The organism is Rhodococcus pseudokoreensis, from assembly GCF_017068395.1.
Taxonomy (GTDB): Bacteria; Actinomycetota; Actinomycetes; order Mycobacteriales; family Mycobacteriaceae; genus Rhodococcus_F; species Rhodococcus_F pseudokoreensis.
Map to the genome: position 1 here is coordinate 2,633,608 of NZ_CP070619.1, position 23,782 is coordinate 2,657,389.

At 68.5% G+C, this 23,782-nt stretch carries 20 protein-coding genes; 4 read left to right on the top strand and 16 right to left on the bottom strand.

The window, feature by feature from the left end; genetic code table 11:
• The first annotated feature begins 144 nt into the window (after nt 1-144).
• Nucleotides 145-1,128 carry an alpha/beta hydrolase gene (locus tag JWS13_RS17190; protein ID WP_206006709.1) on the top strand — a complete coding sequence of 328 codons (984 nt, stop codon included), beginning with the start codon at nt 145-147 and terminating at the stop codon, nt 1,126-1,128.
• Between the two features lie 37 nt (nt 1,129-1,165).
• Here JWS13_RS17190 and JWS13_RS17195 read toward each other — a convergent pair whose 3' ends face one another.
• The 7 genes from JWS13_RS17195 to JWS13_RS17225 all read right to left on the bottom strand — a co-directional run bounded on the left by JWS13_RS17195 (nt 1,166) and on the right by JWS13_RS17225 (nt 11,341).
• A complete protein-coding gene (locus JWS13_RS17195) occupies nt 1,166-4,921 on the bottom strand; it encodes an ABC transporter ATP-binding protein (RefSeq protein WP_206006710.1) in 3,756 nt (1,251 codons plus the stop codon).
• Nucleotides 4,918-6,279, bottom strand: a complete 1,362-nt coding sequence (locus JWS13_RS17200) for an LLM class flavin-dependent oxidoreductase (RefSeq protein WP_206006711.1) — start codon at nt 6,277-6,279, stop codon at nt 4,918-4,920. Before JWS13_RS17200 ends, JWS13_RS17195 begins: the two co-directional genes overlap by 4 nt.
• Before the next feature lie 11 nt (nt 6,280-6,290).
• A complete protein-coding gene (locus JWS13_RS17205; RefSeq protein ID WP_206006712.1) occupies nt 6,291-7,025 on the bottom strand; it encodes an ABC transporter ATP-binding protein in 735 nt (244 codons plus the stop codon).
• Nucleotides 7,001-7,870 carry an ABC transporter permease gene (locus tag JWS13_RS17210; RefSeq protein ID WP_206006713.1) on the bottom strand — a complete coding sequence of 290 codons (870 nt, stop codon included), beginning with the start codon at nt 7,868-7,870 and terminating at the stop codon, nt 7,001-7,003. Before JWS13_RS17210 ends, JWS13_RS17205 begins: the two co-directional genes overlap by 25 nt.
• Entirely contained in the window at nt 7,867-8,934 is a 1,068-nt protein-coding gene (locus JWS13_RS17215) for a PhnD/SsuA/transferrin family substrate-binding protein (RefSeq protein ID WP_206006714.1), read from the bottom strand. Before JWS13_RS17215 ends, JWS13_RS17210 begins: the two co-directional genes overlap by 4 nt.
• A gap of 285 nt (nt 8,935-9,219) precedes the next feature.
• A complete protein-coding gene (locus JWS13_RS17220; RefSeq protein ID WP_206006715.1) occupies nt 9,220-10,431 on the bottom strand; it encodes an ROK family transcriptional regulator in 1,212 nt (403 codons plus the stop codon).
• Nucleotides 10,432-10,579: 148 nt separating this feature from the next.
• On the bottom strand, nt 10,580-11,341 hold the full coding sequence (locus tag JWS13_RS17225) for an LppU/SCO3897 family protein (RefSeq protein WP_072944856.1): 762 nt from the start codon (nt 11,339-11,341) through the stop codon (nt 10,580-10,582).
• Nucleotides 11,342-11,514: 173 nt separating this feature from the next.
• On the opposite strand from JWS13_RS17225, the gene JWS13_RS17230 reads away from it, so the two are divergent.
• Nucleotides 11,515-13,194: a DNA repair helicase XPB gene (locus JWS13_RS17230; protein ID WP_124392674.1), complete on the top strand. Its 1,680-nt coding sequence runs from the start codon at nt 11,515-11,517 to the stop codon at nt 13,192-13,194.
• 37 nt (nt 13,195-13,231) lie between these two features.
• Nucleotides 13,232-13,900, top strand: coding sequence for a DUF3239 domain-containing protein (locus JWS13_RS17235; protein ID WP_206006716.1), 669 nt, complete (start codon nt 13,232-13,234; stop codon nt 13,898-13,900).
• Nucleotides 13,901-13,907: 7 nt separating this feature from the next.
• Here JWS13_RS17235 and JWS13_RS17240 read toward each other — a convergent pair whose 3' ends face one another.
• Genes JWS13_RS17240 through JWS13_RS17275 form a run of 8 tightly spaced genes read right to left on the bottom strand, consistent with a single transcriptional unit; the run spans nt 13,908 to nt 21,991 of the window.
• The gene (locus JWS13_RS17240; RefSeq protein ID WP_206006717.1) at nt 13,908-14,471 is read right to left on the bottom strand and encodes a GNAT family N-acetyltransferase; all 564 of its coding nucleotides are present in this window, start codon (nt 14,469-14,471) and stop codon (nt 13,908-13,910) included.
• Between the two features lie 33 nt (nt 14,472-14,504).
• Complete coding sequence (locus JWS13_RS17245) at nt 14,505-15,494, bottom strand: LLM class F420-dependent oxidoreductase (protein WP_124392671.1); 990 nt, start codon at nt 15,492-15,494, stop codon at nt 14,505-14,507.
• Nucleotides 15,495-15,507: 13 nt separating this feature from the next.
• A complete protein-coding gene (locus JWS13_RS17250; RefSeq protein ID WP_206006718.1) occupies nt 15,508-16,728 on the bottom strand; it encodes an MFS transporter in 1,221 nt (406 codons plus the stop codon).
• A complete protein-coding gene (locus JWS13_RS17255; RefSeq protein WP_206006719.1) occupies nt 16,725-18,068 on the bottom strand; it encodes an LLM class flavin-dependent oxidoreductase in 1,344 nt (447 codons plus the stop codon). The genes JWS13_RS17250 and JWS13_RS17255 overlap by 4 nt, the downstream gene beginning before the upstream one ends.
• A gap of 24 nt (nt 18,069-18,092) precedes the next feature.
• On the bottom strand, nt 18,093-18,968 hold the full coding sequence (locus JWS13_RS17260) for an ABC transporter permease (RefSeq protein ID WP_206006720.1): 876 nt from the start codon (nt 18,966-18,968) through the stop codon (nt 18,093-18,095).
• Nucleotides 18,961-19,797, bottom strand: coding sequence for an ABC transporter ATP-binding protein (locus tag JWS13_RS17265; protein WP_206006721.1), 837 nt, complete (start codon nt 19,795-19,797; stop codon nt 18,961-18,963). The genes JWS13_RS17260 and JWS13_RS17265 overlap by 8 nt, the downstream gene beginning before the upstream one ends.
• On the bottom strand, nt 19,794-20,882 hold the full coding sequence (locus tag JWS13_RS17270) for an ABC transporter substrate-binding protein (RefSeq protein WP_206006722.1): 1,089 nt from the start codon (nt 20,880-20,882) through the stop codon (nt 19,794-19,796). Before JWS13_RS17270 ends, JWS13_RS17265 begins: the two co-directional genes overlap by 4 nt.
• A 38-nt stretch (nt 20,883-20,920) precedes the next feature.
• Nucleotides 20,921-21,991 (bottom strand): ABC transporter substrate-binding protein, encoded by a 1,071-nt coding sequence (locus JWS13_RS17275; protein ID WP_206006723.1) that lies wholly within the window; start codon nt 21,989-21,991, stop codon nt 20,921-20,923.
• Between the two features lie 279 nt (nt 21,992-22,270).
• On the opposite strand from JWS13_RS17275, the gene JWS13_RS17280 reads away from it, so the two are divergent.
• Nucleotides 22,271-23,191 carry a sigma-70 family RNA polymerase sigma factor gene (locus tag JWS13_RS17280; protein WP_206006724.1) on the top strand — a complete coding sequence of 307 codons (921 nt, stop codon included), beginning with the start codon at nt 22,271-22,273 and terminating at the stop codon, nt 23,189-23,191.
• Here the strand turns inward: JWS13_RS17280 and JWS13_RS17285 are convergent.
• The gene (locus JWS13_RS17285) at nt 23,166-23,765 is read right to left on the bottom strand and encodes a carboxymuconolactone decarboxylase family protein (RefSeq protein ID WP_206006725.1); all 600 of its coding nucleotides are present in this window, start codon (nt 23,763-23,765) and stop codon (nt 23,166-23,168) included. The two genes, JWS13_RS17280 and JWS13_RS17285, sit on opposite strands and share 26 nt — an antisense overlap.
• Between the last annotated feature and the right edge of the window lie 17 nt (nt 23,766-23,782).

Below are 23,782 nucleotides of genomic sequence, written 5' to 3' on the forward strand. Positions count from 1 at the left end.
GTGAGTACTTGTTAACCGCGGGACGTTAACAAGTGCTCACAGGTCGGATAACGATTCTGCGCAAACGCCGAGGAATTCCGGGCCGCGCAATACCGTGTTGCTGGTATGTACCTGGCCGGGGACGACTTACCAGGAGGCAGAACCATGGGTGTCGCAGCAACGAAGCCGTTACACGGTTGGTTACGAGGCGTCGTCCGGCTGATGATTGCGGTGGTGGTCCTGCCCCTCGCGTTCGTCCTCGTCGGCGGCGGGACGGCGTCCGCGGACCCGTACAGCCGGCTGCGTGAACACTGGGTCGACGCACCCGGCGGGGTCGGGCAGATCAAGATCCGCATGTGGCTCGCGAACAACGGCAGCAACAAGGCCGTCTACCTCCTCGACGGACTCCGCGCGACCAACGACGTCAGCGGGTGGGAGCACGAGACCAACGCCGCGTGGCTGTCCGATCACGGGATCACCGTGGTCGAACCGGTCGGCGGCCAGTCCAGTTTCTACACGGACTGGTACGCGCCCAGCAACACCAACAACCAGCCGTACACGTACAAGTGGGAGTCGTTCCTCACCCAGAACCTGCCCGACTTCCTGGCGAACAATTACGGCATCAGCCGCACCAGCAACGCCATCGCCGGACTGTCGATGGGTGGCAACGCGGCGTTGATCCTCGCCGCCTACCACCGCGACCAGTTCACGTTCGCCGGGTCGATGTCCGGGTATCTGAACCTGTCGGCGCCGGGCATGCGTGAGGCGATCCGTATCGCGATGCTCGACTCCGGTGGTTACAACGCCGACTGCATGTGGGGTCCGCCGTGGGATCCGGCGTGGCTTCGTAACGATCCGTTCGTCGCCGCCCCCCTGATGCGCGGGCTTCCGATGTGGATTTCGGCGGGGGCAGGCCTCCCCGGACCGCACGATCAGCCGCAGTCCGCGATCGACGTGTTCAACGTCGGAACCGGCATGGGCCTCGAGGCCATCGCCCTGGCCCAGAACCGTGCGTTCCAGGTGCGGCTCGACACCCTCGGCATCCCCGCGCACTACGACTTCCCGGCGCAGGGGACCCACAGCTGGGGCTACTGGCAGGACCAGCTGTGGGCCATGCTGCCGATGATGAAGGCGTCGATCGGCGCTTAGGCCTTCGGCCCCGTGAGTACTTATCAACGTCCCGCGGTTAATAAGTACTCACGGGTGGCGAAGCCGCATAGGCGTCCCAGAGTTCCCGGTAGACGCCGCCCCGGTCCAGCAGCTCGTCGTGCGTTCCGATTTCCGCGACGCGGCCGCCGTCGAGGACCACCACCCGGTCGGCTCGCGCGGCGGTGCTCAGCCGGTGCGCCACGACGACGGTGGTGCGCCGCCGGGACAGGTTCTCGGTCGCGCGGCGGACCCGGTCCTCGGTGGCCAGGTCCAATGAGGCGGTGGCCTCGTCCAGCAGCAGGATGTCGGGGTCGACCAGTTCGGCGCGGGCCAGTGCCAGCAACTGTCGCTGCCCGGCCGACAGGTTGCGCCCGTGTTCTCCGATCGGTTGCAGGTATCCGAGGGTCAGCCCGGACACCATGTCGTGAGCGCCGACGGCCCTGCTGGCTGCCTCGACCTCGGCGTCCGTCGCGTCGGGGCGCCCGTAGGCGACGGCGTCGCGGACGGTGGCGCCGAACAGGTGCGGCTCCTGCGGGACGACGCCGAGTCGCTGCCGGAACGACGCGAGGTCCAGGGCGCGGGTGTCGATGCCGTCGACGCGCACCGTCCCCTCGGTGGGGTCGTAGAAGCGGGCGAGCAACTTGAGCACCGTCGACTTTCCCGCGCCGGTCTGGCCGACGAGGGCGACCGTCTCGCCCGGTTCGATGTGAAGCTCCACCCCTCGCAGCGCCTCGCCCTTGCCGGATTCGTACGCGAAGTGGACGTCGTCGAACACGATGCCGCCGCTGATTCGGTCGAGGACGATCGGATCTCCGGCCTGCGGTGTGGTGGTCGGCGTCCGCATCAGTCCCCGCAGCCGTCCGAGCCCGATGACCGCCTGCTGGTAGCCGTCGAACACCTGCGAAAGTTGTTGCACGGGAGCGAAGAACAGTTCGACGTACAGCACGAACGCGATCAGTGTGCCGACGGTGAGGGTTCCGGCATGGATCCGCGCGGTCCCCGCGGCGAGCACCAGACCGGTCGCCACCACGGACAGGAATTCGACGAACGGGAAGTACAGCGCCATGTACCGCTGGGCCCGGAGCCGCGACTCCCGGAAGTCCCAGGCCCGCCGGGCGAACTGGGCCGCGTTGTAGTCCTCGCGCCGAAATGCCTGTGTGACGCGGATGTTCGTCACGTTCTCCTGCAGGTAGGCGTTGACGATTCCGACGCGGTCGCGGGCCTCGGCGTAGGCGGGCACCGACTTCCGACGGAACACGACGGTGGCCGCGACGAGGACGGGCACCACGAGTACCAGCACGAGGGCCAGTTCCGCGTCGATCACCAGCAGTGCCACCAGCACACCGGAGATGGTCAGCCCGCTGACGACCGCGGTGGCCAGACCCGTCTGCAGGAAGTTGGACAGGCTGTCGACGTCGGTGGTCATGCGGGTCATGATCCGGCCGGCGAGTTCCCGCTCGTAGTACTGCAAACCGAGCCGCTGCAGTTGCGCGAACGTCTTGACCCGCAACGTGTACAGGAGCCGCTCGCCGGTACGTCCCGTCACCCGGGTCTGCGCGACGTTGACGGCCCAGTCGAGCAGCACCACGACCACGGTCGCGGCCGCCGCGAGCAGCAGCAGGTCGCGGGCGCCCTGCAGCACTCCCCGATCCACGCCGGTACGGACCAGGACCGGCACCGCGATCTGCGCGACGGCGTCCAATCCGACCAGCACCAGTCCCGCGACCAGCGGCAGCAGGAGCGGCCGCAGCAGCGAGCCGAGTCCGAACGCGGGGTCGGCGGCCCGGGCCTCGTCGGCGGCGATGTCCGGGTCTCCGGTGAGCGGCGGCAGGTCGTCGAGCCGGGCCATCACGTCGGGTCCGGGCGGTGCCGACGACAGGATTCCGCCTGCCGCGCCGCCGCGGGACGGTCCGCTGGCACCGGCCGCCGCGGTCGCGAAAGCCGCTGCGGCCCTGGCGTCGAACACCCCGGACGCCTCGTCACCGTCCTCTCGGCGCCACAGTTCGGCAGTGACACCGTCGACGACCGGTTGCGGCGGCGACGTGTCCGGGGCGGCGACGTCGTCCGCACTCGACAGCAGTGCGCGGAACAGCGGGCAGCGTTCGTCGAGTTCGGCGCTCGTCCCCACGTCGACGATGCGGCCGTCCGCCAGCACGGCGATACGGTCGGCCAGGGCGAGCGTCGACCGGCGGTGCGCGATGATCAGCGTGGTCCGCTCCCGGGTCGCGACGCGCAGTTCGTGATGGACGGCTGCCTCGACGCGGGCGTCGACCGCCGAGGTCGCGTCGTCGAGCACCAGGATCCGCGGATCGGTCACCAGCGCCCGGGCGAGGGCGATGCGCTGCCGCTGACCACCCGACAACGTCACCCCCTGCTCCCCCACGACGGTCTCGAGACCGTCCGGCAGCGCGTCGACGAATTCCTCCGCCTGCGCCACGCGCAGCGCCTCCCGCACCGTCGCCTCGTCGACGTCCGGCCTGCCGTACGAGACGTTCGCGCGAATGGTCTCGGACATCAGGTAGCTGTCCTCGAAGACGACGCCGAGCGCGGAGCGCAGCGATTCGAGCGACAGCCTGCGGGTGTCGATCCCCCCGACGGTGACCGCACCCGCGTCGACGTCGTACAGCCTCGGAACGAGCATGGCCAAAGTCGATTTGCCCGAACCGGCGGCACCGACCACCGCCACGGTCTCGCCGGGTGCGATTCGCAGCGACAGTCCGTCGAGCAACCGGTTCGACGGACCGTAGCCGAAGGCGACGTCGTCGAATTCCACCGCGAGCGGCCCGTCCGGCAGGTCCACGGCGCCGGGCGCGGTGGTGACGGCCGGCGCGTTGTCGATCACCTCGCGGACTCGTTCGACGCTCGCGCGCCCCTGCTGGCTCACAGTCAGCAGGGTCGCGAGTTGACGGACGGGCGACGCGAACGCCGCCAGGTACGTGGTGAACGCGACGAACGTGCCCAGCGACAGCGTGCCGTGCAGCGCCAGCCACCCGCCGAGGGCGAGCACCAGGGCCTGTCCGAGCATCGGGACCGCCTGCAGCGCAGGGTTGTACCGACTGGTGAGCCGCGCGACGCGCAGCCGGGACCGGAACAGCTCACCCGCCCGCTTCTCGAGGTCTTCGAGTTCGCGGCCCTCCTGGCCGAATCCCTTGACGACGCGCACCCCGGTGACGGCGGCTTCCACACCACCTGCCACGACGGCCGCCTGTTCCTGCGCATGCCAGTTGGCGGGGAACAGGTCGACGCGGCTGCGCAGGGAGATGAACCACAGCGCGGGCAGCACGGCGAGGGCGACGAGGGTGAGGATCGGCGACAGCACGGCCATCACGCCCAGCGAGATCGCGAACATCAGCAGGTTCCCCGCCATGTGCGGCAGCAACTGCAGGAGCATCTGGATCAGCGTGATGTCCGAAATCGACCGGCTCACCACCTGCCCCGTCTGCAGCCCGTCCTGTTTGACGCCGTCCAGGCGCAGCAGTGATCGGAAGGCGTCGCCGCGCAGATCGTACTGCACGCCGAGGGACAGCTGCCCGGACCGGTACCGCCGCGTGTAGGCGGCGGCGAAGCGGATCGCCGCGAGGGCGACGAGCACCGCGATCCACGGTGCCAGTGCATGATTCGTGTCGATGGCGGCGTTGTCGATCACGTGCCGGACGGCCAGCGGGATGGTGGCGGTGGCCGCGGCCGCGACCGCCGCCGCCCCGTACGCGAGAACCAGATTGCGGCGCTGGCGCAGACAGTAACCGAACAGGTACCGCAGCCAGCCGGTGTTCTCCGGAGCTCCCGTCGTCACTGTGCAGACACCAGCGTGGAATCCTTCTCGACCGCAAACTGATTCGCGGGCCGCGGCAGGCCGTAGTGCCCACGCAGCGTGGTCTCGGTGTAGTCGGTGCGGAACAGTCCGCGTTCCTGCAGGATCGGGACCACCGAGTCGACGAACTTCTCCAGCCCGGACGGCAGGACGGCGGGCATGATGTTGAACCCGTCGGCGGCGCCGTTGCGGAACCAGTGCTCGATCGTGTCGGCCACCTGGACCGGGGTGCCCGCGAACGTGCGGTGCCCACGACCGCCACCGAGTCGCCCGATCAGCTGCCTGACGGTGAGCTTCTCCCGGCGGGCGAGGTCCACGATCAGCGTGTACCGGCTCTTCGCGCCCTCGATCTCGTCCTCGGACGGCAGGTCGTCGGGCAGTTCCTCGTCGAGCGGGAGCTGCTCGGGTTCGAGATTGAACCGCGCCGCCAGCTGCTTGCGGGCGTACTCCGGCGAGATCAGCCGCTCCAGTTCGGCTTCGAGTTCGAGGGCCTCCTCCTCGGTGTCCGCGATGACCGGCACGATGCCGGGCAGGATCAGCACCTGCTCCGGGTCCCGTCCCACTGCGGCGACGCGGTCCTTGACGTCGGCGTAGAACGCCTTCCCCTCGTCCAGGGTGGGCTGGGCGGTGAAGATCGCCTCCGAGTAGCGGGCGGCGAAATCCTTTCCGTCCTCCGACGATCCCGCCTGCACGAGCAGCGGGTATCCCTGCGGCGACCGCGGCACGTTGAGCGGTCCCCGCACCTTGAAGAACCGGCCCTCGTGTTCGATGACGTGCACCTTGGCGGAGTCGGCGTGGATCGCGACGTCCTTGTCCGCGACGATGGCGTCGTCCTCCCAGCTGTCCCACAACTTGGTGGAGACGTCCACGAACTCCGCGGCCCGCTCGTACCGGCTGCGGTGGGCGGGCGTGTCGTCGAGGCCGAAGTTCTGCGCCGCGTCGGCGCCTGCCGTGGTGACGATGTTCCAGCCGGCGCGGCCGCCGCTGACGAAGTCGAGGGACGCGAACCGCCGCGCCAGGTTGTACGGCTCGTTGTAACTGGTCGACGCGGTCGCGATCAGGCCGATCTTCTCGGTGGCCGCGGAGACCGCGGTGAGGATGATGGTCGGCTCCAGCTTGCCGCTCGGCCTGCGTTCCGGGTTGCTGAACAGCACCGGGCTGTCGGCGAGGAACACCGAGTCGAACTTTCCGCGTTCGGCGGTCTGCGCCAGCGAGATGTAGTGCTTGATGTCGAGGTTGGCGTTCGGGTCGCTCTCGGGCAGGCGCCAGGCCGCCTCGTGGTGTCCGATCGCCATCAGGAATGCGTTGAGATGCAGCCGGCGCTGGGGTGACGAACTCATGGTGTAACTCCTCACTGTGCCGCTACCTCGACGCCGAGGGCGCCGAGCAGCGTATTGCGAAACTCGTGGAACTTGCTGTCGCCGAGCGCTCTCGGCCTCGGAATGTCGACGATCTCGTCGACGACGATCTGCCCGCGGTCGAGAACGAGCACCCGGTCGGCGAGCGCGATCGCCTCGTCGACGTCGTGGGTGACGAGCAGGACGGTGGGGCGGTGCCGGCGGATCAACTCCTGCAGCAGCGCGTGCATCTTGATCCGGGTCAGCGCGTCGAGGGCGCCGAACGGCTCGTCGGCGAGGAACAGCTGGGGCTCGCGGACCAGCGCCCGCGCCAGCGCCACCCGCTGTTGTTCGCCGCCGGACAATTCACTGGGCCAGGCCTTCTCGCGGCCGGCGAGCCCCACCTCCGCGAGTGCGGAGGCGCCCCGGCTCGTGCCGGTGCGGCCCAGCCCGAGCGTCACGTTGTCCAGCACCCGCAGCCACGGCAGCAGCCGTGAGTCCTGGAACGCCACCGACACTTCCGCGGGCACGGTGAGCGTTCCGCCGCGGCCCTCGACGTTGTAGTCGAGGCCTGCGAGCGCGCGCAGCAGTGTGCTCTTGCCGGACCCGCTCTTGCCGAGCAGGGCCACGAACTGGCCTTCGGGAATGTCGAGGTCCAGGTGGTCGAGGACGGTCTTGTCGCCGAATCCGCGGACGAGGGACCGCACCTGCACGGCGGCGGGTTCTAACCGGCGAGCGTCTTGCGCCATGACAGCGACCGCCTTTCGATGTAGCGGAGGACGGCGTCGGACAGCAGACCGAAGATGCCGTAGACGGCGAGCCCCACGAGAATCACGTCGGACTGTCCGTAGTTCTGGGCGTTGTACATCATCTTCCCCAGACCGGTCACCGCGTTGATGCCCTCGACGACGATGAGAGTGAGCCAGGCACCGGTCACCGAGAGGCGCAGTCCGAGAAAGAATCCCGGCATCGCACCCGGCAGCACCACTTTGCGGATGAACGTGGCCCGGGACAGCCCGAGGACCTCGGCGAGTTCGACGTACCGGTTGTCGATCGACGTCAGCGAGTTGTGGGTCTGGATGTACATGTGGACGACGACGCCGAGCGCGATGATCACGATCTTGAACGTCTCGCCGATGCCGAGCCAGAGGATCAGCAGCGGGATCAGGCCGAGCGTCGGGATGGCCCGTTTGAGCTGGATCGGCCCGTCGATCAGGGCGTCACCGGAACGTGTCAGTCCGGCGACGACGGCGAGGGCCGTCCCGATCACCACACCGAACGCGAACCCGACGGCGGCGCGGCTCAACGACGCGGCGATGTGCTCCTGCAGGATGCCGGTGGAGATCAGGTCGACGGCCGTGGTGACCACCGTCCACGGCGCGGACAGCTTTCGCGGGTCGATGAGGCCCGCCAGGCTGCCCACCGCCCACACCGCGAGGAGGAGCAGCACCCCGGCCAGCCGGGAGAACGGGAAACCCTTGCGCAGGCCGAGTCGCCGGATCGGCCGCTCGGCGGCACCGGACCCGGACCGGTCGACACCGGCGGCGGTCGTGCGCGCCGGCACGGCTGCGGGCGCGGAGAGAATACTGGTCATCGCTGCACACCGCCTCGGTACTCGGCCGGCACGGCGTCGGCGGCGACGGTTTCGAATCGGCGGTCGAACAGCTCGTTGGCGTCGAACTCACTGAAGTAGCCGGCGTCGGAAAGCAATTGGACGGTGTCCTGCGTCCACTCGACGGCCGCGTCCCAGTTGGCCGGGTACGACGGTCGCTGCCCGACGGAGGCGACGATGCGCTTGCCGTCCTCGGCCGACACCTGTTCGCTCTCCACGTAGTACTTCTGGATCCACGCGTCCTGGTTCTCCCACGCCCAGATCTCCCCGCGCGCCCAGAACGGAATGAACGCCTTGATCGCCGCCGCCTTGGCCGGATCCTGCAGGACCTCCACCGGCGCCCAGAGCACGGTGAGCGCGTCCACGGCGTCGGTCTGCAACGCCTTCGCTCCGTCCGGTCCGTACTGGTTCAGGTACTTCGTCACCGTCGGCTCCGACAGCGGCGCGACGTCCACCTGCTTCGACTGCAACGCGGTGAGGAACTGCGGGCTGGGCAGCTCGACGAGTTGGACGTCTTTCGTGGTCAGGCCCTGCGCCTTCAGCGTTCGCAGGATCACCACGCCCTGTGCCTGCCCGGGCGAGAACGCGATCTTCTTGCCCCGCAGGTCCGGCAGTGCCGCGATGTCCGAGCCGGGGGCGGTGGCCAGCACGTACTGCGGCTGTTCCTTCTCCCGGACCGCGACGATCTTCGCGTCGAGCCCCGTGGCGTGCGCCTGGATCGGCGGGATCGCGGCGTTGGTGGCCAGATCGACCGCGTTGCCGCGGAAGGCCTGGATCACGTCGGGACCGGCGCTGACGTCCGGCCAGTCCGACACGGTGAACGGGAGATCGGCGATCTTGTCGGTCGCCTCGAGCTGCAGCCGGGTGGTCTTGATCGACACGCTGAGCGAGGTTCCTTCCGGAACCTGATCGGGCACAGCATCATCGAGCGCGAGCCCGCCGGAGGAACCGGAGGAGCAGGACGCGAGCCCGAGCGCCACGACGCCGGCGAAGGCAGCGCGCGTGAGGCGCCGGTACCCGGCGGAAGACACGAGTGAACTGGACATGAGTGATCCTTCGAAGGATGTGGTCTCCGGTCGGGCACCCCGGACGCAGAAGGTCGGGTGCCACGCAGGAGCGAGAAAGGAAGAACGGAACGATGTTTCGGCAGACGTCAGGCCGGAGACGTCAGATGCGACCCGGTCGCGTGCGGCGACAACAGGACCCGGAGCGACACGAGGTGGTACGCACGCTGTCCGCCGTGGTGATGTTCACACCAATATCCTTGCGATCCAGCGCAATCCCCGTCAACATTGCTTCCCACCGAATTAACTCCGGCCCTGTGATACACGTCACGAGATTCCGGCCAACGGCCGCACGAAGCTGGTGAGCGGCGCCCGGTAGAGCTCCGCGAGGATCACGGAACCGGCGGACACCGGCAGTGCCCGTCCCGGAAAGCTGGTGGACAGCACGGACCACGACGGATCGTCGCACGTCGCCGACGACTCCGCGACCGCCCGCCTGACCGTGTCGAGACAGCCGGGAATCCCGCTCACGCTCTGGTCGCAGACGATGAGGACCTCCGGATTGAACAGATCGAGCAGTCGCGCCGCCACCACCCCGACGCCGTGCGCCCGTTCCGTGAACAGGGCCAGCGCCTCCGGGTGCCTGCGACGGCCCGCGTCGAGAAGGTCGCGGAAGATCGGCCGCTCGATGATGCCCAGTTCCATCGCCCTGCGTACCAGCACCCGATCCGACAGGGTGGCCTGCACACATCCGGTGCGTCCGCAGGTGCACTCCTCGACACTGTTCTCGACGGGCACGTGCGCCACCGCGCCCGCCGCCGCGCGAGGACCGTGGTGGACCACGCCGCCGGTCGCGAACGCGGCGTCCACCACGTTCCCGACGAAGAGTTGCACCACGCTCTCGCGCGCCCTCGGTTCCCCGAACAGCACCTCCGCGTCGATGAGAGCACGCGCGTGCGAATCCATCCGGACGTCCAGGCCCGTGCGCTGCTCGAGATCCGCGCGGACCGGGTACCCGTTCCAGCCCGGGATCGGATGCTCGCGCACCACACCCGATTCGGAGTCGATCCAGCCGCCCGCCGCGAAGCCGACGCCGATCGGAACCGACGGCTCACCATGCTGGACGGCCAGCGCCTCCAGGGTCGTCACGGCGTTCCGGAGGATCTCGGCCGGTCCCAGCCCGTAGTGCGGATCCCGGGACCGCGCCAGCACCCGCCCGCGCAGGTCGAGCAACGCGGTGGTCACGTGCGTGATCGCCAGATGGATGCCGTAGACGACGTACCGGCTGTCGTCGACGTCCACCGGCACGTGGGGCCGTCCCAGCCCGGTGGGACCCGCGATCTCCGGCAGTTCCCGCAGCAGGCCGTGGTCGACGAGCTGCGCGCTGGCCGTGGTCACCGTCGCGGGCGAGAGCCCGGTGACGCGGGCGATGGTGCTGCGCGCGATCGGCCCGCTGTCGAGGACCGTACGCAGCACCGTGCCCGCGCTGGCGCCGGAACGTCCGGCGCCGCGCCGGGTGACGGGCTGGGTTCGCGCCATCGTTCCCCCCTTCGCCGCGCGCAGTGATGTGGCCTGACCTCGAACGCTAACGAAGGGGAACGTGCAGTTCAACGGACTCGATTCCCGTGAATTTAACTCCCCGTGAGTACTTGTTAACCGCCGGCGGTTAACAAGTACTCACGGGGCGTCAGCCACCCAGATTGACCTCGATGCAGTACGTGCGCTGGGGTTCGGAGAAGGCGATGGGGAATGCGGTGTCGAACTCGTTGCACAGGGTCTCGTCGTCCTGGCCGTCCGCGCGTCTCACGACCTTGACGGTCTGCATGTCGGAGCAGTCGGACGGCACGATCCGGCCGTCGTCCTCGAGCAGGTAGCAGGAGTCCTCGATCATGTTCGGGACGAGGCACAGCGTGGTCTGCACGTCCTTGTCCTCGCCGACGAGCGTGTAGGAGAAGTAGTCCTCGCCGCACTGGACGTCGCCGTCGTTCTTCTGCGCCACCTCGTACGTGGCCTCGCTGTCGGAGCAGTCCCGCTTCTCGTGCGAGGTGTCGGCGGCGGTGGTCGACGCGGACTCGAAGAACAGGCAGTCGCCGACGTCGAGGGCGTTCTCGTCGGCGCTCTTGACCGCGTACACGCCGAACGCGGCGACGGCGGCGAGGATCACGACGGCGAGGACGCCGAGAGTGATGAACAACCCTTTCCGCGACTTCTTCGGCTGCGGTGGGTACTGACCCGGCGGGTACTGGCCGGGCTGCTGCCCGTACTGGCCCGGCGGATACTGGCCGGGCTGCTGGGCGTACTGACCCTGCTGGTACGGCTGCTGCGGGTACTGACCTTGCTGGTAGGGCTGCTGCGGCCCACCTTGGGGGTACGGTTGCTGCGGGTTGTTCGGCGGCTCGCCGGGGACGCTCGGATCGGGGCGGTTCGGGTCGTCGGGGGGCTGGGTCATCGCGAGCCTCGTCTCTGGGTCGATCCATCCGGCTGCCCCTCAATTTAGGCCCCGACCGCCCCGGATGTGCAGGTATCGGCCCTGCCGGGGGCCGCGACGTGGCGCGCCGCCGCCCGGATCAGGACAATGGACAGGCTGGCTACATCCGGCACCGCATTTTCGAGGAGGCTTCCGTGACCGACGGACCGTTGATCGTCCAATCCGACAAGACCCTGCTGTTGGAGGTCGATCACGAACGAGCGAACGACGCCCGCCAGGCGATCGCCCCGTTCGCGGAACTCGAGCGCGCGCCCGAACACGTCCACACCTACCGCATCACCCCGCTGGCGCTGTGGAACGCGCGCGCCGCCGGGCACGACGCCGAGCAGGTGGTCGATGCGCTCGTCAACTTCTCCCGGTACGCGGTGCCGCAGCCGCTGCTGGTCGACATCGTCGACACGATGGCCCGGTACGGGCGCCTGCAGCTGGTGAAGAATCCCGCCCACGGTCTGACGCTGGTCAGCCTCGACCGCGCGGTCCTCACCGAGGTGACCCGGCACAAGAAGATCGCCCCGATGCTCGGCGCCCGCGTCGACGACGACACGGTGGTGGTGCACCCGAGCGAGCGCGGCCGTCTCAAGCAGTTGCTGCTCAAGGTCGGCTGGCCGGCGGAGGACCTCGCCGGGTACGTCGACGGCGAGGCGCACGCCATCGACCTGGACTTCGAGGGAACGTCCCCGGGGTCGGCAGACGGCCAGTGGCACCTGCGCGACTACCAGGAGATGGCCGCCGACTCGTTCTGGGCGGGCGGATCCGGTGTCGTCGTCCTGCCCTGTGGTGCGGGCAAGACGATGGTCGGTGCGGCGGCGATGGCCAAGGCGAAGGCCACCACGCTGATCCTGGTGACGAACACGGTCGCGGGACGGCAGTGGAAGCGCGAGCTGATCGCGCGCACGTCGCTGACCGAGGAGGAGATCGGCGAGTACTCCGGCGAGCGCAAGGAGATCCGTCCGGTCACGATCGCCACGTACCAGGTGATCACCCGGCGCACCAAGGGCGAATACAAGCATCTCGAACTGTTCGATTCCCGCGACTGGGGTCTCGTGATCTACGACGAGGTGCACCTGCTGCCCGCCCCGGTGTTCCGCATGACCGCCGACCTGCAGTCCCGCCGGCGCCTCGGCCTCACCGCCACCCTGGTGCGCGAGGACGGCCGCGAGGGCGACGTGTTCTCGCTGATCGGGCCGAAGCGTTACGACGCACCGTGGAAGGACATCGAGGCGCAGGGGTGGATCGCTCCCGCCGACTGCGTCGAGGTGCGGGTGACGCTGACGGACGCCGAACGCATGGCGTACGCCGTCGCCGAACCCGACGAGCGGTACAAGCTGTGTTCCACCGCACACACCAAGATCGCGGTGGTGAAGTCGATCCTGGAACGGCACACCGACGCACCGACGTTGATCATCGGCGCGTACCTCGACCAGCTCGACGAACTGGGTGAGGCGTTGAACGCCCCGGTCATCAAGGGGTCGACCAAGAACAAGGAGCGGGAGGAACTGTTCGACCGTTTCCGGGCGGGCGAAATCCAGACGTTGGTGGTCAGCAAGGTCGCGAACTTCTCGATCGACCTGCCGGAAGCGTCTGTCGCCGTGCAGGTTTCGGGTACGTTCGGGTCCCGTCAGGAGGAGGCTCAGCGGCTGGGACGGCTGCTGCGGCCCAAGCACGACGGCGGCCAGGCCCACTTCTACTCGGTGGTGGCGCGGGACACGCTCGACGCCGAGTACGCCGCCCACCGGCAGCGCTTCCTCGCCGAGCAGGGATACGCGTACCGGATCACCGACGCCGACGACCTGCTGGGCCCGGCCATCGGGTAGCCGCCTGCCGCCGGAGCGGGCGCTCTAAGCTGGGGCCGTGCGACATTTCGAGTTCACCGTCGACCGGCCCTACGCGAAGTCCGTCAACCAGACGTTCGCCGACATGCGACGCCTGCAGGTGTCGGCGATCGTGGTGGCGCTGCTGTTCGCGGCCGCCGCTGTCGGCCTGATCCTGCTCGCCCACCCCTGGTCGATCATCCTGGGTGCCGTCGTGGCGATTGCCGCGCTGACGTCCGTGTGGGTGGCGTTCTGGGTGCCGAAGAAGGTCGGCAGCATCGAGGACCTGTACGCGAAGAGTCCGCTGGTGCCTGCCGTCGTCTCGGAGGTCCATCCCCGCGCGGTGACCCTGCTGTCGCTGATCGACGTCGCGAAGCCGTCCGCGGGCCACCCGTCGTACGCGCTCGTCACCCGCAACGTTCCGATCCGCACCGGTCAGAAGCAGCGGGTGGGTGACCGGGTGCCGTCCGTCGCACTGCTGAACGACCGCAGCACCCACAGCCTGTCCGACACCTGGGAGATGGTCAGCCCGATGCCGATCGCGTGGGGCACCCGCGACGCGGCCGTGCGGTCCCGCGCGGAGGTCGCCATCGATCAGGTCGAGTGGGATTTCCTGCAGAGCCGGATCGCCGAGTCGGAGCACATCCGCACCAACCCCGACCAGCGGGTCGCGGTGTCCGAGCACGACCTTCCGGAAGGCTTGCGCTGACCGGTCGCTAGCCGGGCCAGCCGTCGGCCGGGTGCCGGGGGTCGCCGGCCAGCAGGGCGGCGGCCCACGAATCGCGCCGGACACCGCGCTGCACCAGTCCGGCGCGCTGGATGCCCTCGAACCGGAAGCCCACCCGTCGGGCGACTGCCGCCGAGTCCCGGTTGCCGGCGAACGCACGCCATTCGATGCGTTCGAGCGCCATCCCGTCCGGCCGAAACGCGAAATCGCACACCAGGTTCACCGCGGTCGTCATCAGCCCCCGCGAGCGCGCGGACGGCGACAGCCAGTACCCGATCTCCGCTGCGGTCATATCCCGCGCCATCAGGCCGATCATCCCCAGCACCGGGCCGTTCTCACGATCGCGCAGCGCCCAGGTGGGGCTGCGGTCGGCCCAGCCGGTCGGCACCGTCTGCCGCACGAACTGCTCGGCGTCCGAGCGTGCGTACGGGGCGGGCATCGTCGTCCACTCGGCGATCGACGCCTCGCCGCACGCCGAGCAGATCGCGTCGATGTCGGTGACAACCGGCGGGCTCAGCCACACGTTGTCGGCGGCGAGGGTGACGACGAACATGCCCGCCACTCTATGCCCGGGGAACCGACCTACTCACCGCAACGCCGGCAGGACCTCTTTCTCGAAGAGTTCGATGCCCGAGGTGTCGTAGGCGGCTTCGGGGAAGTAGAAGATGCCGTAGGACATGCCGAGTTCCTTCAGCGCCGACAGTTTCTCGACGATCTGTTCCGGCGTTCCCACACCGGGCATGCCCCGGAACGCGCCGAGCGCGCCCTCGGCGGCGTCGGCGCCGACGTGCGGGGTGAGCCGGTCCTTCAGGGTGAGCAACCGCTGCTCGACCTCCGCCTCGGTGGTGCCGATCGCGACGTTGTAGTTGGCCGAGCGGGTGATGGCGTCGAAGTCGGTGCCGACAGTGTCGCAGTGCTTCCGCAGAATCTCGGACTTCTGTGCGAATCCGTCGGGTGTGCCGTCGAAGTTGGTGTACTGCGCGTACTTTGCCGCGATCTTCAGCGTCACCTTCTCGCCGCCACCGGCGATCCACAGCGGAATGCCGCCGTCCTGCAGCGGAAGTGGACGGACGATGGCGCCGTCGACCTGGTAGTGCTTGCCTTCGAGGGTCGCGGTGCCGTTGGTCCAGGCCTGGCGCATGATCTGCACGCCTTCGTCGAGGCGGCCGAGACGCGTACCGGCGGAGGGGAATCCGTAACCATATGCCTGCCATTCGTGCTCGTACCAGCCGCCACCGATGCCCATCTCGATGCGTCCGCCCGAGATGAGGTCGGCGGTGGCGGCGACCTTGGCGAGGTAGGCGGGGTTGCGGTAGCTCATCGCCGTACACATCTGACCGAGACGCACCCGCGACGTGACGGCCGCGAACGCGGACATGAGGGTCCACGCCTCGTGCGTGGCCTCCTCGGTCGGGGCCGGGACGGTGTGGAAGTGGTCGTAGACCCACAGTGAATCCCAGGACGAACCCTGATCGGCGCGCAACGCGAAGTCGCGCATCACCGACCATTGATCCGCGGGATCGATTCCGACGAGATCCAGACGCCAACCTTGAGGAACGAACAATCCGAAGCGCATGAAACGAATGTACCTATGCTTCCTGTTTTTCGAGCGGTGAGGAATCCGGCTCCGCCGCGGGCGGCGGTGGCCAGGGGGAATAGACCGGGATGAACCGGAACAGGAGTCCGGCGCCGAGCAGCGCCGCTCCCCCGATCGCGGCGACGGCGGCACCGAGCGGGACCACCGCGGCGAGCGCGCCGACCCCGAACGGTCCGGCGAACATGCCGGTGTCGTGGGTGAGCCGCCACGCTGCGAGGAATTCGGCGCGGGTGGCCGGCGGGGCGATGTCGGCGCCGAGGGTCATGATGACGCCGTTGCCGAGGCCGTTGCCGATTCCCATCACGACGGCGACGATCCCGATCGACCACAGGTCGTGCGAGAACGGCAACGCCAGGTACGACACGCCGATCACCAGCAGCGACGGCACCGCGATGAACCTGCGGCCGTACCGGTCCATGAAATGTCCGGCCGGATACGAGCACAGCAGGTCGACGGCGGCACCGACACCGAAGACGAGACTGACCTGGGCGGCGTCGAGTCCGAGGTGGGCGGCCCACAGCGGGAGCACCGCCTCCCGGGAGGCGCGGGCCGCGCCCATCATGAGCGATCCGGCTCCGAGTGTGGCCAGCAGTTTCCGGTGGCGACGCAGGATCGACGGCAGCGTCGCGTGCCCTCGCACGGTGGCCGGGTCGCGGCGCGGCGGGTCGGGCACCCGCGACATCAGCCACCCGGACAGCACGACGCCGACGAACTGCACCATGAACCCGCCCCGCGCGCCGACCACCAGGATGACGGCGGCACCGAGCAGCGGGCCGACGAAGAAGCCGAGCCGCCACATCGCCGCGAACGACGACATCGCCCGGGCCCGCATCCCGATCGGCACGGCATCGGCCAGATAGCTCTGGCGGGCCAGCCCCCACACGGCGTTCGCGAGCCCGGTCAGCAGTGCACCGATACCGAGCATCCAGGGTGTCTGCGCGAGGAGGCAGACCAGCACTCCGGTGGCGCCGACGGCACTGCCGCCGATGATCGACCGCCGCTCCCCGAACCTCGCGACGATCCGGCCCGCGGGCAGGTCGCCGAGGACGGCGCCGAGCCCGACGACCGCGACGATCAGCCCGGACACGGCCACCGACGCACCCAGTTCGCGGGCCGTCAGTGCCATGACCGGGGCGGCGGCGCCCTGTCCGATGCCGAAGATCGCGGCGGGGACGAAGACGGTGGTGACGAGAGGCTTCAGACCGCCGCTCATGCGCTCGCTTCGTCGACCACGCCCGCGAACCGGTTGTCGACGTCCGCGAGCCCGTAGTGACCGCGCAGGGTGGTCGCCGTGTACTCCGTGCGGAACAGTCCGCGCTGCTGCAGGATCGGGACGACCCGGTCGACGAAGTCGTCGAGTCCGCCGGGCAGGTACGGCGGCATGATGTTGAAACCGTCGGCCGCGCCCTGCTCGAACCAGGTCTGCAGTTCGTCCGCCACCTGTTCCGGGGTGCCTGCGAACGTGCGGTGTCCGCGTCCGCCGCCGAGCAGCCCGATCAGCTGCCGGACGGTGAGCGATCCGTCCGCCGCGAGATCCTTCACCAGCTGGTACCGGCTCTTGTTGCCCTGGATCTCGTCGAGCGGGGGAAGCGGCGGCAACGGTGCGTCGAGAGAATGCTTGGTGAGATCGACACCGAGCATCGTGGACAGCTGCCGCAGCGAGTACTCGGGCGAGATCAGATCGGTGAACGACTGCTCGAGCGCCTTCGCCTCCTCCTCGGTGTCGGCGATGAACGGCACGATGCCGGGCAGCACCTTCAGGTCGCCGGCATTGCGGCCGTGTTTCACCACGCGCGCCTTCAGGTCGCGGTAGAACTCCTGCCCCTGCTCGAGGGTGCGCTGCGCGGTGAACACGGCCTCGGCGTACCGCGCCGCGAACTCCTTGCCGCTCTCGGACGATCCGGCCTGCACCAGCAGCGGCCGCCCCTGAGCGGAACGGGGCGAGTTGAGCGGGCCCTTGATCCGGAACCGCGGACCGTCGTGGTCGATGGTGTGGACCTTGCCGGGATCGGCGAACACGCCGGTCTCCGGATCCAGTACCACCGCGCCGTCCTCCCAGCTGTCCCACAGGGCCAGGGTGACGTCGACGAATTCCTCTGCGCGCTCGTATCGTCCGCTGTGCGCGGGGATGCCGTCGACGCCGAAGTTGGCGGCCTCGTCCGCGCCGGCCGACGTCACGATGTTCCACCCGGCCCGGCCGCTGCTGATGTGGTCGAGCGACGTGAACTTACGGGCCAGGGTGTAGGGGTCGGAGTAACTCGTCGACGCCGTGGCGATCAACCCCACGTGTTCGGTGGCGACGGCGATCGCCGAGAGCAGCGTGACGGGTTCGAAGATCGCCTGCGTGTTGTGCTTGATCCGCGGTCCGACGGCGAGACCGTCGGCGAAGAACACCGAATCGAGCTTGCCGCGCTCCGCGATCCGGCCGAGTTCCTGGAAGTGCGCGACGTCCAGGACGCGGTGCGCCTCGGTGCGGGGGTGGCGCCACGCCGCCTCGTGATGCCCCACGCCCATGAGAAACGCGTTGAGGTGGAACTGGGAATCCTGTGACATGTAGTTTTTCTTTTCCGGTAAGGACTAGACCCGCCAGCGGGACAGCCTGCGTTCGATCAGTACGAGAACGGCGTTGATCGTCAGGCCGAGAACCGAGATGGCGACGATGCCCGCGTACATGTTGGGAATCTGGAAGTTGAACTGGGAGGCCGTGATCAGGTAGCCGAGCCCGGCCTTGGCCCCGACCATCTCGGCGGCGATCAGCACGAGGATCGACGACGCCGCGGCCATCCGGATTCCGGTGAAGATGGTGGGAACGGCGGCGGGCAGGACCACCTTCTGGAACAGGCGCACCGGCGACAGTCCCAGCGAGGACGCCGACTTGATCAGCAGCGGGTCGACGGTGCGGACACCGGAGATCGTGTTCAGCAGGATCGGGAAGGTGCACGCGTAGATCACCAGGGCGATCTTCGACTCCTCACCGATGCCGAGGATCAGGATGAAGACGGGGAGCAGTGCCAGCGCCGCCGTGTTGCGGAACAGTTCCAGGATCGGGTTCAGGAAGTCCGACACGGGCCGGTACCAGGCGATGGCGATGCCCAGCGGGATCGCGATCACGATGGCCACGAAGAAGCCGATCAGCGCGCGGGAGATGCTGGCGGACACGTGCTGCCACAGCTCACCGCTCTGGAGCAGGTCGAAGAACGCCTCGATCACCGTGCTGAACGGGGGCAGGAACACCTCGTCGACGAGACCGACGCGGGGAGCGATCTCCCACAGCGCCAGGAAGGCGACGATCGCGATGGACGGCTTCAGGATCCGCCACGCGAGCGGACCCAGCGCCGCGCCGGCACGCTGGACGGCACCCGGCTCGGGCGGGGTGGAAGCGGGCGTCGGAGCCGCGGTCCGGGTCGGATCGGCGGCGACGGGAACTTCCGGTGTCGCGAGTGCGCTAGACATGTGCTTCCTCCTTCTCGATTACCTGTGCACGCTCCACTTCGCCGTGCAGCAGCGTCCAGATGCGGTGTCGGTAGTGCCGGAACTGCTCGTTGGACCGGACGTCCTCGCCGCTGCGGTCGATGTCGATGTCCACGAACGTCTTCACCCGGCCGGGGCGTGACGTCAGGACGGCGACCCGCTGCCCGAGGTAGATGGCCTCGTCGATGCCGTGGGTGATGAACAGGATGGTCTTGCCGGTGGCCTTCCAGATGCGGAGCAGTTCGTCCTGCAGCGACTCGCGGGTCTGGGCGTCGAGCGCGGCGAACGGCTCGTCCATCAGCAGCACCTCGGGGTCGAATGCCAGGCTGCGGGCGATCGCGACGCGCTGCTTCATGCCACCCGACAACTCGTGCGGGTAGCGGTCGCCGAATCCCTTCAGACCGACGAGTTCGAGGTAGTGCTCGGCGAGTTCGCGCCGTTCCTTCTTGGGCAGTCCCTTGGCTTCGAGCCCGAACTCGATGTTGTGCCGTGCCGTCCGCCACGGCAGGAGCGCGTACTGCTGGAAGACGATGCCGCGGTCGAGGCCGGGGCCGGTGACCGGCTTGCCGTCGAGCAGGATCCGACCGGACGTGGGTGTGCTGAGTCCGCCGAGCAGGTCGAGCAGCGTCGACTTTCCGCAACCGCTCGGCCCGACGAGGACGAGGAATTCGCCGTCCGCGAGATCGATGTCGATGTCTTCGATCGCGGTGAACTTGTCCTTCGACCCGCGCACGTCGAACTGCTTGGTGACGTGCTCGAGGCGGAGCTTGGGCGTCTGAACCCGGTCGGGATTCGAGGCGGTGGTGCTCATTTCTGTCCTTCCAGTACTTCTCCGTCGGGCCCGCTCTCGGCGGGGAACGTGCCGTTGGCGTACGGGTTGAATTCGTTGGTGTAGAGGTCGGTCGCGGTCAGCTTGCCCTCGTCGAGCTCACCGTTCCGGACGAGCCAGTCGATCCAGGTCTGCAGCTCCTTCTCCTGGATCACGGCCCCGGCGATGGGAATTCCGGAGCTGCGCCAATAGTCGATGGCCTCGTCGCTCTCGTTGCGGCCACGCTTTTCGATGATGCTCTTCAGCCGTGCGACCACCTCTTCGCGCGGGGTCACCTGGGTCCAGCGGATGGCCCGGGCCGTGCCCTGCACGAAGTCCGCGACAGCGTCCTCGTTCTTCGCCAGGAAGTCGTCCCGCACCACGTACGTGCCGTAGCTGAACGCGCCGAACAGATCCCGGTCCGTGAACAGCGGCCGGATTCCCCCGCGCTCCTGGGCTGTTTCGCGGTAGATCCCGTTGATGGCGGCCACGTCGATCTGGCCTTCGCGCAGCGCCTGTTCGTTGTTCACCGGCGGCACGACGATCAGCTCCACCTGCTTGATCTCGTCCGGGGTCAGGCCCTGCTGGGCCAGCCACTCCCGGACGAGGAACTCGTGGTGCGCGCCGAGCGTGTTCATCCCGACCTTCTTGCCGATCAGGTCACGCGCCGAGCGAATGGGGCTGCCGTCCAGCACGAAGTAGCCCGTGAACTCGCCGGCATCCGCGCCGTAGGAACTCAGCACCGACGTGATCGGCGCCCCCGCGGCGTTGAGTTTGACGACGGCTCCGTTGAAGGCCGAACCGAATTCGACGTCACCGGTGGCCGCCGACTGGATGTCCTGCGGGCCGCTGGTGGTGTCGCCGACCCATTCGAGCTTGACCTTGTCGTAATACCCCAGGTCCTCGGCGAGTTCGTGGAATCCCACGTCGCCGGCCCACCCCTGGTACCGCAGGACCGTCTTCCCGTCCTCGGTGGTGGCGGTGTCCGACGAGCCGGCACACCCCGCCACTCCCGAGGCCAGCGTGAACAGTGCTGCGGTCGCCGCGAGTGCGCGCACGGCGCCGCGCCGGAACCGGGAGTGGGACATCGACTTCACTTTCTTCTCGTGGGGACTTGGGGCGGAGTTCACTTGGCGGCCAGCGCTTGTCCGTCGGGACCGCTGTCGGCGGGGTACGTGCCGTTGGCGTACGGGTTGTACTCGTTGGTGTAGACGTCGGCAGGCGTGAGCTTGCCGTCCTCGAGTTCCCCGTTGCGGACGAGCCAGTCGATCCAGGTCTGAATTTCCTTGTCGGTGATCACGCCACCGGGGCCTGCGACACCGGGCGACTTCCAATAGTCGACGAGGTCGGTGGTCTCGTTGCGGCCGCGCCCCGTGATGATCTCCTTGTACTTCGCGATCACGTCGGCGCGGGGCGTGGTCTGCGTCCAGCGGATGGCGCGGGCCGTGCCCTGCACGAAGTCGGCGACGGCGTCCTTGTTCTTCGAGATGAAGTCGTTGCGGAACAGCAGCGAACCGTACGTGAAGGAACCGAAGATGGACTCGTCGGTGAACAGCGGGCGGATGCCGCCGCGTTCGACGGCCTTGTCGCGGAACACGCTTCCGAGCGTGCCGACGTCGATCTGTCCCTGGCGCAGCGCCTGCTCGGTATTCACCGGCGGCACGACGGTCAGCTCGACCTGCTTGATCTCGTCGGGGCTCAGCCCCTCCCGGGCCAGCCACTCACGCACGAGGAATTCGTGGTGCGCGCCGAGCGTGTTCATGCCGACCTTCTTGCCGATCAGGTCGCGTGCCGACGTGATCGGGCTTCCGTCGAGCACGTAGTACCCGTTGAACGTCTCCTTGTCGGAGCCGTAGTAGCCGATGACGGACGTGATCGGGGAATCGGCCGCGGCGAGCTTCAGCACCGCCCCGTTGAACGCCCCACCGAAGTCGGTCTGACCCGTGGCGGCGTTCTGAATGCTCTGCGGCCCACTGGTGGTGTCGCCGATCCAGTTCAGTTCGACCTTCTGGTAGTAGCCGAGGTCGGCCGCGAGTTCCGGGAACGAGACCTGGCCCGTGGTGCCCTCGTACCGCAGCACGGTCTTGCCGTCGGCGGTCGTGGTGGTTTCGGATTTGGAGCAGGCAACGGCGAGACTGGTGAGGGAGAGGAGGGCGGCCGCGGCCGCCAGAGTCCGCGCGAAACGGGGACGAGTCATCGAAGGTCTTCCTGGTGTGTGGTGCCCGCGAACGACGAAGCAGCGGGTCGTGCGAGCGCACTCCGGCCGGCCCGGCGTTCGCCGGAGGGGGGTTGGCAGGACGTGCAGACGAAAAAGGGGTGCGGAAAAGCCAGGTCAGCTACGACAGCTGGAACACTGGAACATGGCAGACTCCCTGGACGTGGTGTGGTCGCCACACCATACGTCCGGACCCACCACCAGGGTCAACGGTTACGCACACGACGGATTTTATGTCTGGACCGCACGTAGGATATCGGCATGCCCACCGCGACGCTGGTAGACGAATTCGAGTCCCACCGGCGGCATCTGCTCTCGGTAGCGTACCGGCTGACCGGCAGTGTCAGTGACGCGGAGGACGCCGTGCAGGAGTCGTGGCTACGACTCGACGACGCGAACGCCGCGACCATCCGCGACCTCGGGTCCTGGCTGACCACGGTGGTCGGGCGGATCTGCCTCGACCGGTTGCGTTCGGCCGCGGTGCGGCGGGAACAGTATGTCGGCCAATGGCTTCCGGAACCGGTCGTCACCGCGCTGTCCCCGTCCGCCGAGCCGGATCCCTTGGAGGCGGTCGTCCGGGACGAGGACAACCGCCTCGCGGCGCTGATCGTGCTCGACACCCTCACCCCGGCGCAACGGGTCGCGTTCGTGCTGCACGACGGTTTCGGGGTGCCGTTCGACGAGGTGGCCGGGATTCTCGGCATCGAGACGCCCGCCGCGCGCCAGCTCGCGTCGAGAGCCCGCAAGGCGGCTGCCGCAACGACACCCGCCGTTCCCGACGAGGAGCACGCTCTCGCCGTGCAGCGGCTGCTCGAGGCTCTCGCCGGCGGCGACCTCGACGCGGTGGTCGCGGCGCTGCACCCGGAAGCCCTGGTCATCGGCGACGCCAACGGCACCACGAGCACCGCCGTCAACGTCATCCGCGGCGCCGACAAGTTCGCCCGCTTCTTCCTCGGCCTCGTCCAGCGGTACGGGCCGGAGGTGTTCACCGCCATGGAGCTGGTTCTGGTCAACGGCCAGCTCGGCTATTTCACCGCCGGATTCACCGGAGACGATGCCCACCGCAGCTCGCCTGCGCGAGTGGGTGGGTTCACCGTCCGCGACGGTCTCGTCTACGCGGCGTACGACATCGCCAACCCGGAGAAGTTCGCCGGGATCATGCTCCCGGACCGTCCGTCGTGACCGCGGCGTCGTCGGCCCACGGCACCCGGCACGAATCGGTGCCGAAACCCTGCTCGGTGATGCCCAGCGCCGAGTACATCCGGGCGCGCATGTTCTCGATACCGATCTGATAGGACAGTTCGACGACGCCGGCCCGGCCGAACCGGCGCTCGAGATCCGCGACCTGATCGTCGGTGACGGTGGTGGGTGTCGCCGTCACCGCGTCGGCGTAGGCGATGGCCGCGCGCTCGTCGTCGCTGTACGCGGGTGAGTCGGCGTAGTCGGCGATGTGCTTCAGCCGCTCCACGTCCAGGCCGTCGAGGCGTTGCAGCATCGTGCCGAAGTCCACGCACCACGAGCAGCCGATCGTCCACGCCACGCGGAAGACGGCGATCTCCCGCACGTTCGCCGGGAGGACGGTCGACGCCTTCTGCACCGCCATCTCGTGCCGGGCGGAGGCGACGAACAGTTTGCGGTGATGGGCGAGCACGGCGAACGGCTCGGGCACCTCGTCGAACTTGTGGGCAGCATATTTGTAGGCGACCTTCACCAGCGGGCTCGCGTCCGCGGGGGCCACTGCGGGAATGCGGGGCATTGCGTCCTCCATCGTCA

Excerpts from the sequence above, each read along its gene's own strand:
- JWS13_RS17205 (WP_206006712.1), bottom strand. The coding sequence starts at position 7,025 with ATGGCGCAAGACGCTCGCCGGTTAGAACCCGCCGCCGTGCAGGTGCGG.
- JWS13_RS17265 (WP_206006721.1), bottom strand. The coding sequence starts at position 19,797 with ATGAGCACCACCGCCTCGAATCCCGACCGGGTTCAGACGCCCAAGCTC.
- JWS13_RS17260 (WP_206006720.1), bottom strand. The coding sequence starts at position 18,968 with ATGTCTAGCGCACTCGCGACACCGGAAGTTCCCGTCGCCGCCGATCCG.
- JWS13_RS17285 (WP_206006725.1), bottom strand. The coding sequence starts at position 23,765 with ATGCCCCGCATTCCCGCAGTGGCCCCCGCGGACGCGAGCCCGCTGGTG.
- JWS13_RS17200 (WP_206006711.1), bottom strand. The coding sequence starts at position 6,279 with ATGAGTTCGTCACCCCAGCGCCGGCTGCATCTCAACGCATTCCTGATG.
- JWS13_RS17245 (WP_124392671.1), bottom strand. The coding sequence starts at position 15,494 with ATGCGCTTCGGATTGTTCGTTCCTCAAGGTTGGCGTCTGGATCTCGTC.
- JWS13_RS17225 (WP_072944856.1), bottom strand. The coding sequence starts at position 11,341 with ATGACCCAGCCCCCCGACGACCCGAACCGCCCCGATCCGAGCGTCCCC.
- JWS13_RS17190 (WP_206006709.1), top strand. The coding sequence starts at position 145 with ATGGGTGTCGCAGCAACGAAGCCGTTACACGGTTGGTTACGAGGCGTC.
- JWS13_RS17210 (WP_206006713.1), bottom strand. The coding sequence starts at position 7,870 with ATGACCAGTATTCTCTCCGCGCCCGCAGCCGTGCCGGCGCGCACGACC.
- JWS13_RS17275 (WP_206006723.1), bottom strand. The coding sequence starts at position 21,991 with ATGACTCGTCCCCGTTTCGCGCGGACTCTGGCGGCCGCGGCCGCCCTC.
- JWS13_RS17280 (WP_206006724.1), top strand. The coding sequence starts at position 22,271 with ATGCCCACCGCGACGCTGGTAGACGAATTCGAGTCCCACCGGCGGCAT.
- JWS13_RS17270 (WP_206006722.1), bottom strand. The coding sequence starts at position 20,882 with ATGTCCCACTCCCGGTTCCGGCGCGGCGCCGTGCGCGCACTCGCGGCG.
- JWS13_RS17215 (WP_206006714.1), bottom strand. The coding sequence starts at position 8,934 with ATGTCCAGTTCACTCGTGTCTTCCGCCGGGTACCGGCGCCTCACGCGC.
- JWS13_RS17220 (WP_206006715.1), bottom strand. The coding sequence starts at position 10,431 with ATGGCGCGAACCCAGCCCGTCACCCGGCGCGGCGCCGGACGTTCCGGC.
- JWS13_RS17255 (WP_206006719.1), bottom strand. The coding sequence starts at position 18,068 with ATGTCACAGGATTCCCAGTTCCACCTCAACGCGTTTCTCATGGGCGTG.
- JWS13_RS17250 (WP_206006718.1), bottom strand. The coding sequence starts at position 16,728 with ATGAGCGGCGGTCTGAAGCCTCTCGTCACCACCGTCTTCGTCCCCGCC.
- JWS13_RS17240 (WP_206006717.1), bottom strand. The coding sequence starts at position 14,471 with ATGTTCGTCGTCACCCTCGCCGCCGACAACGTGTGGCTGAGCCCGCCG.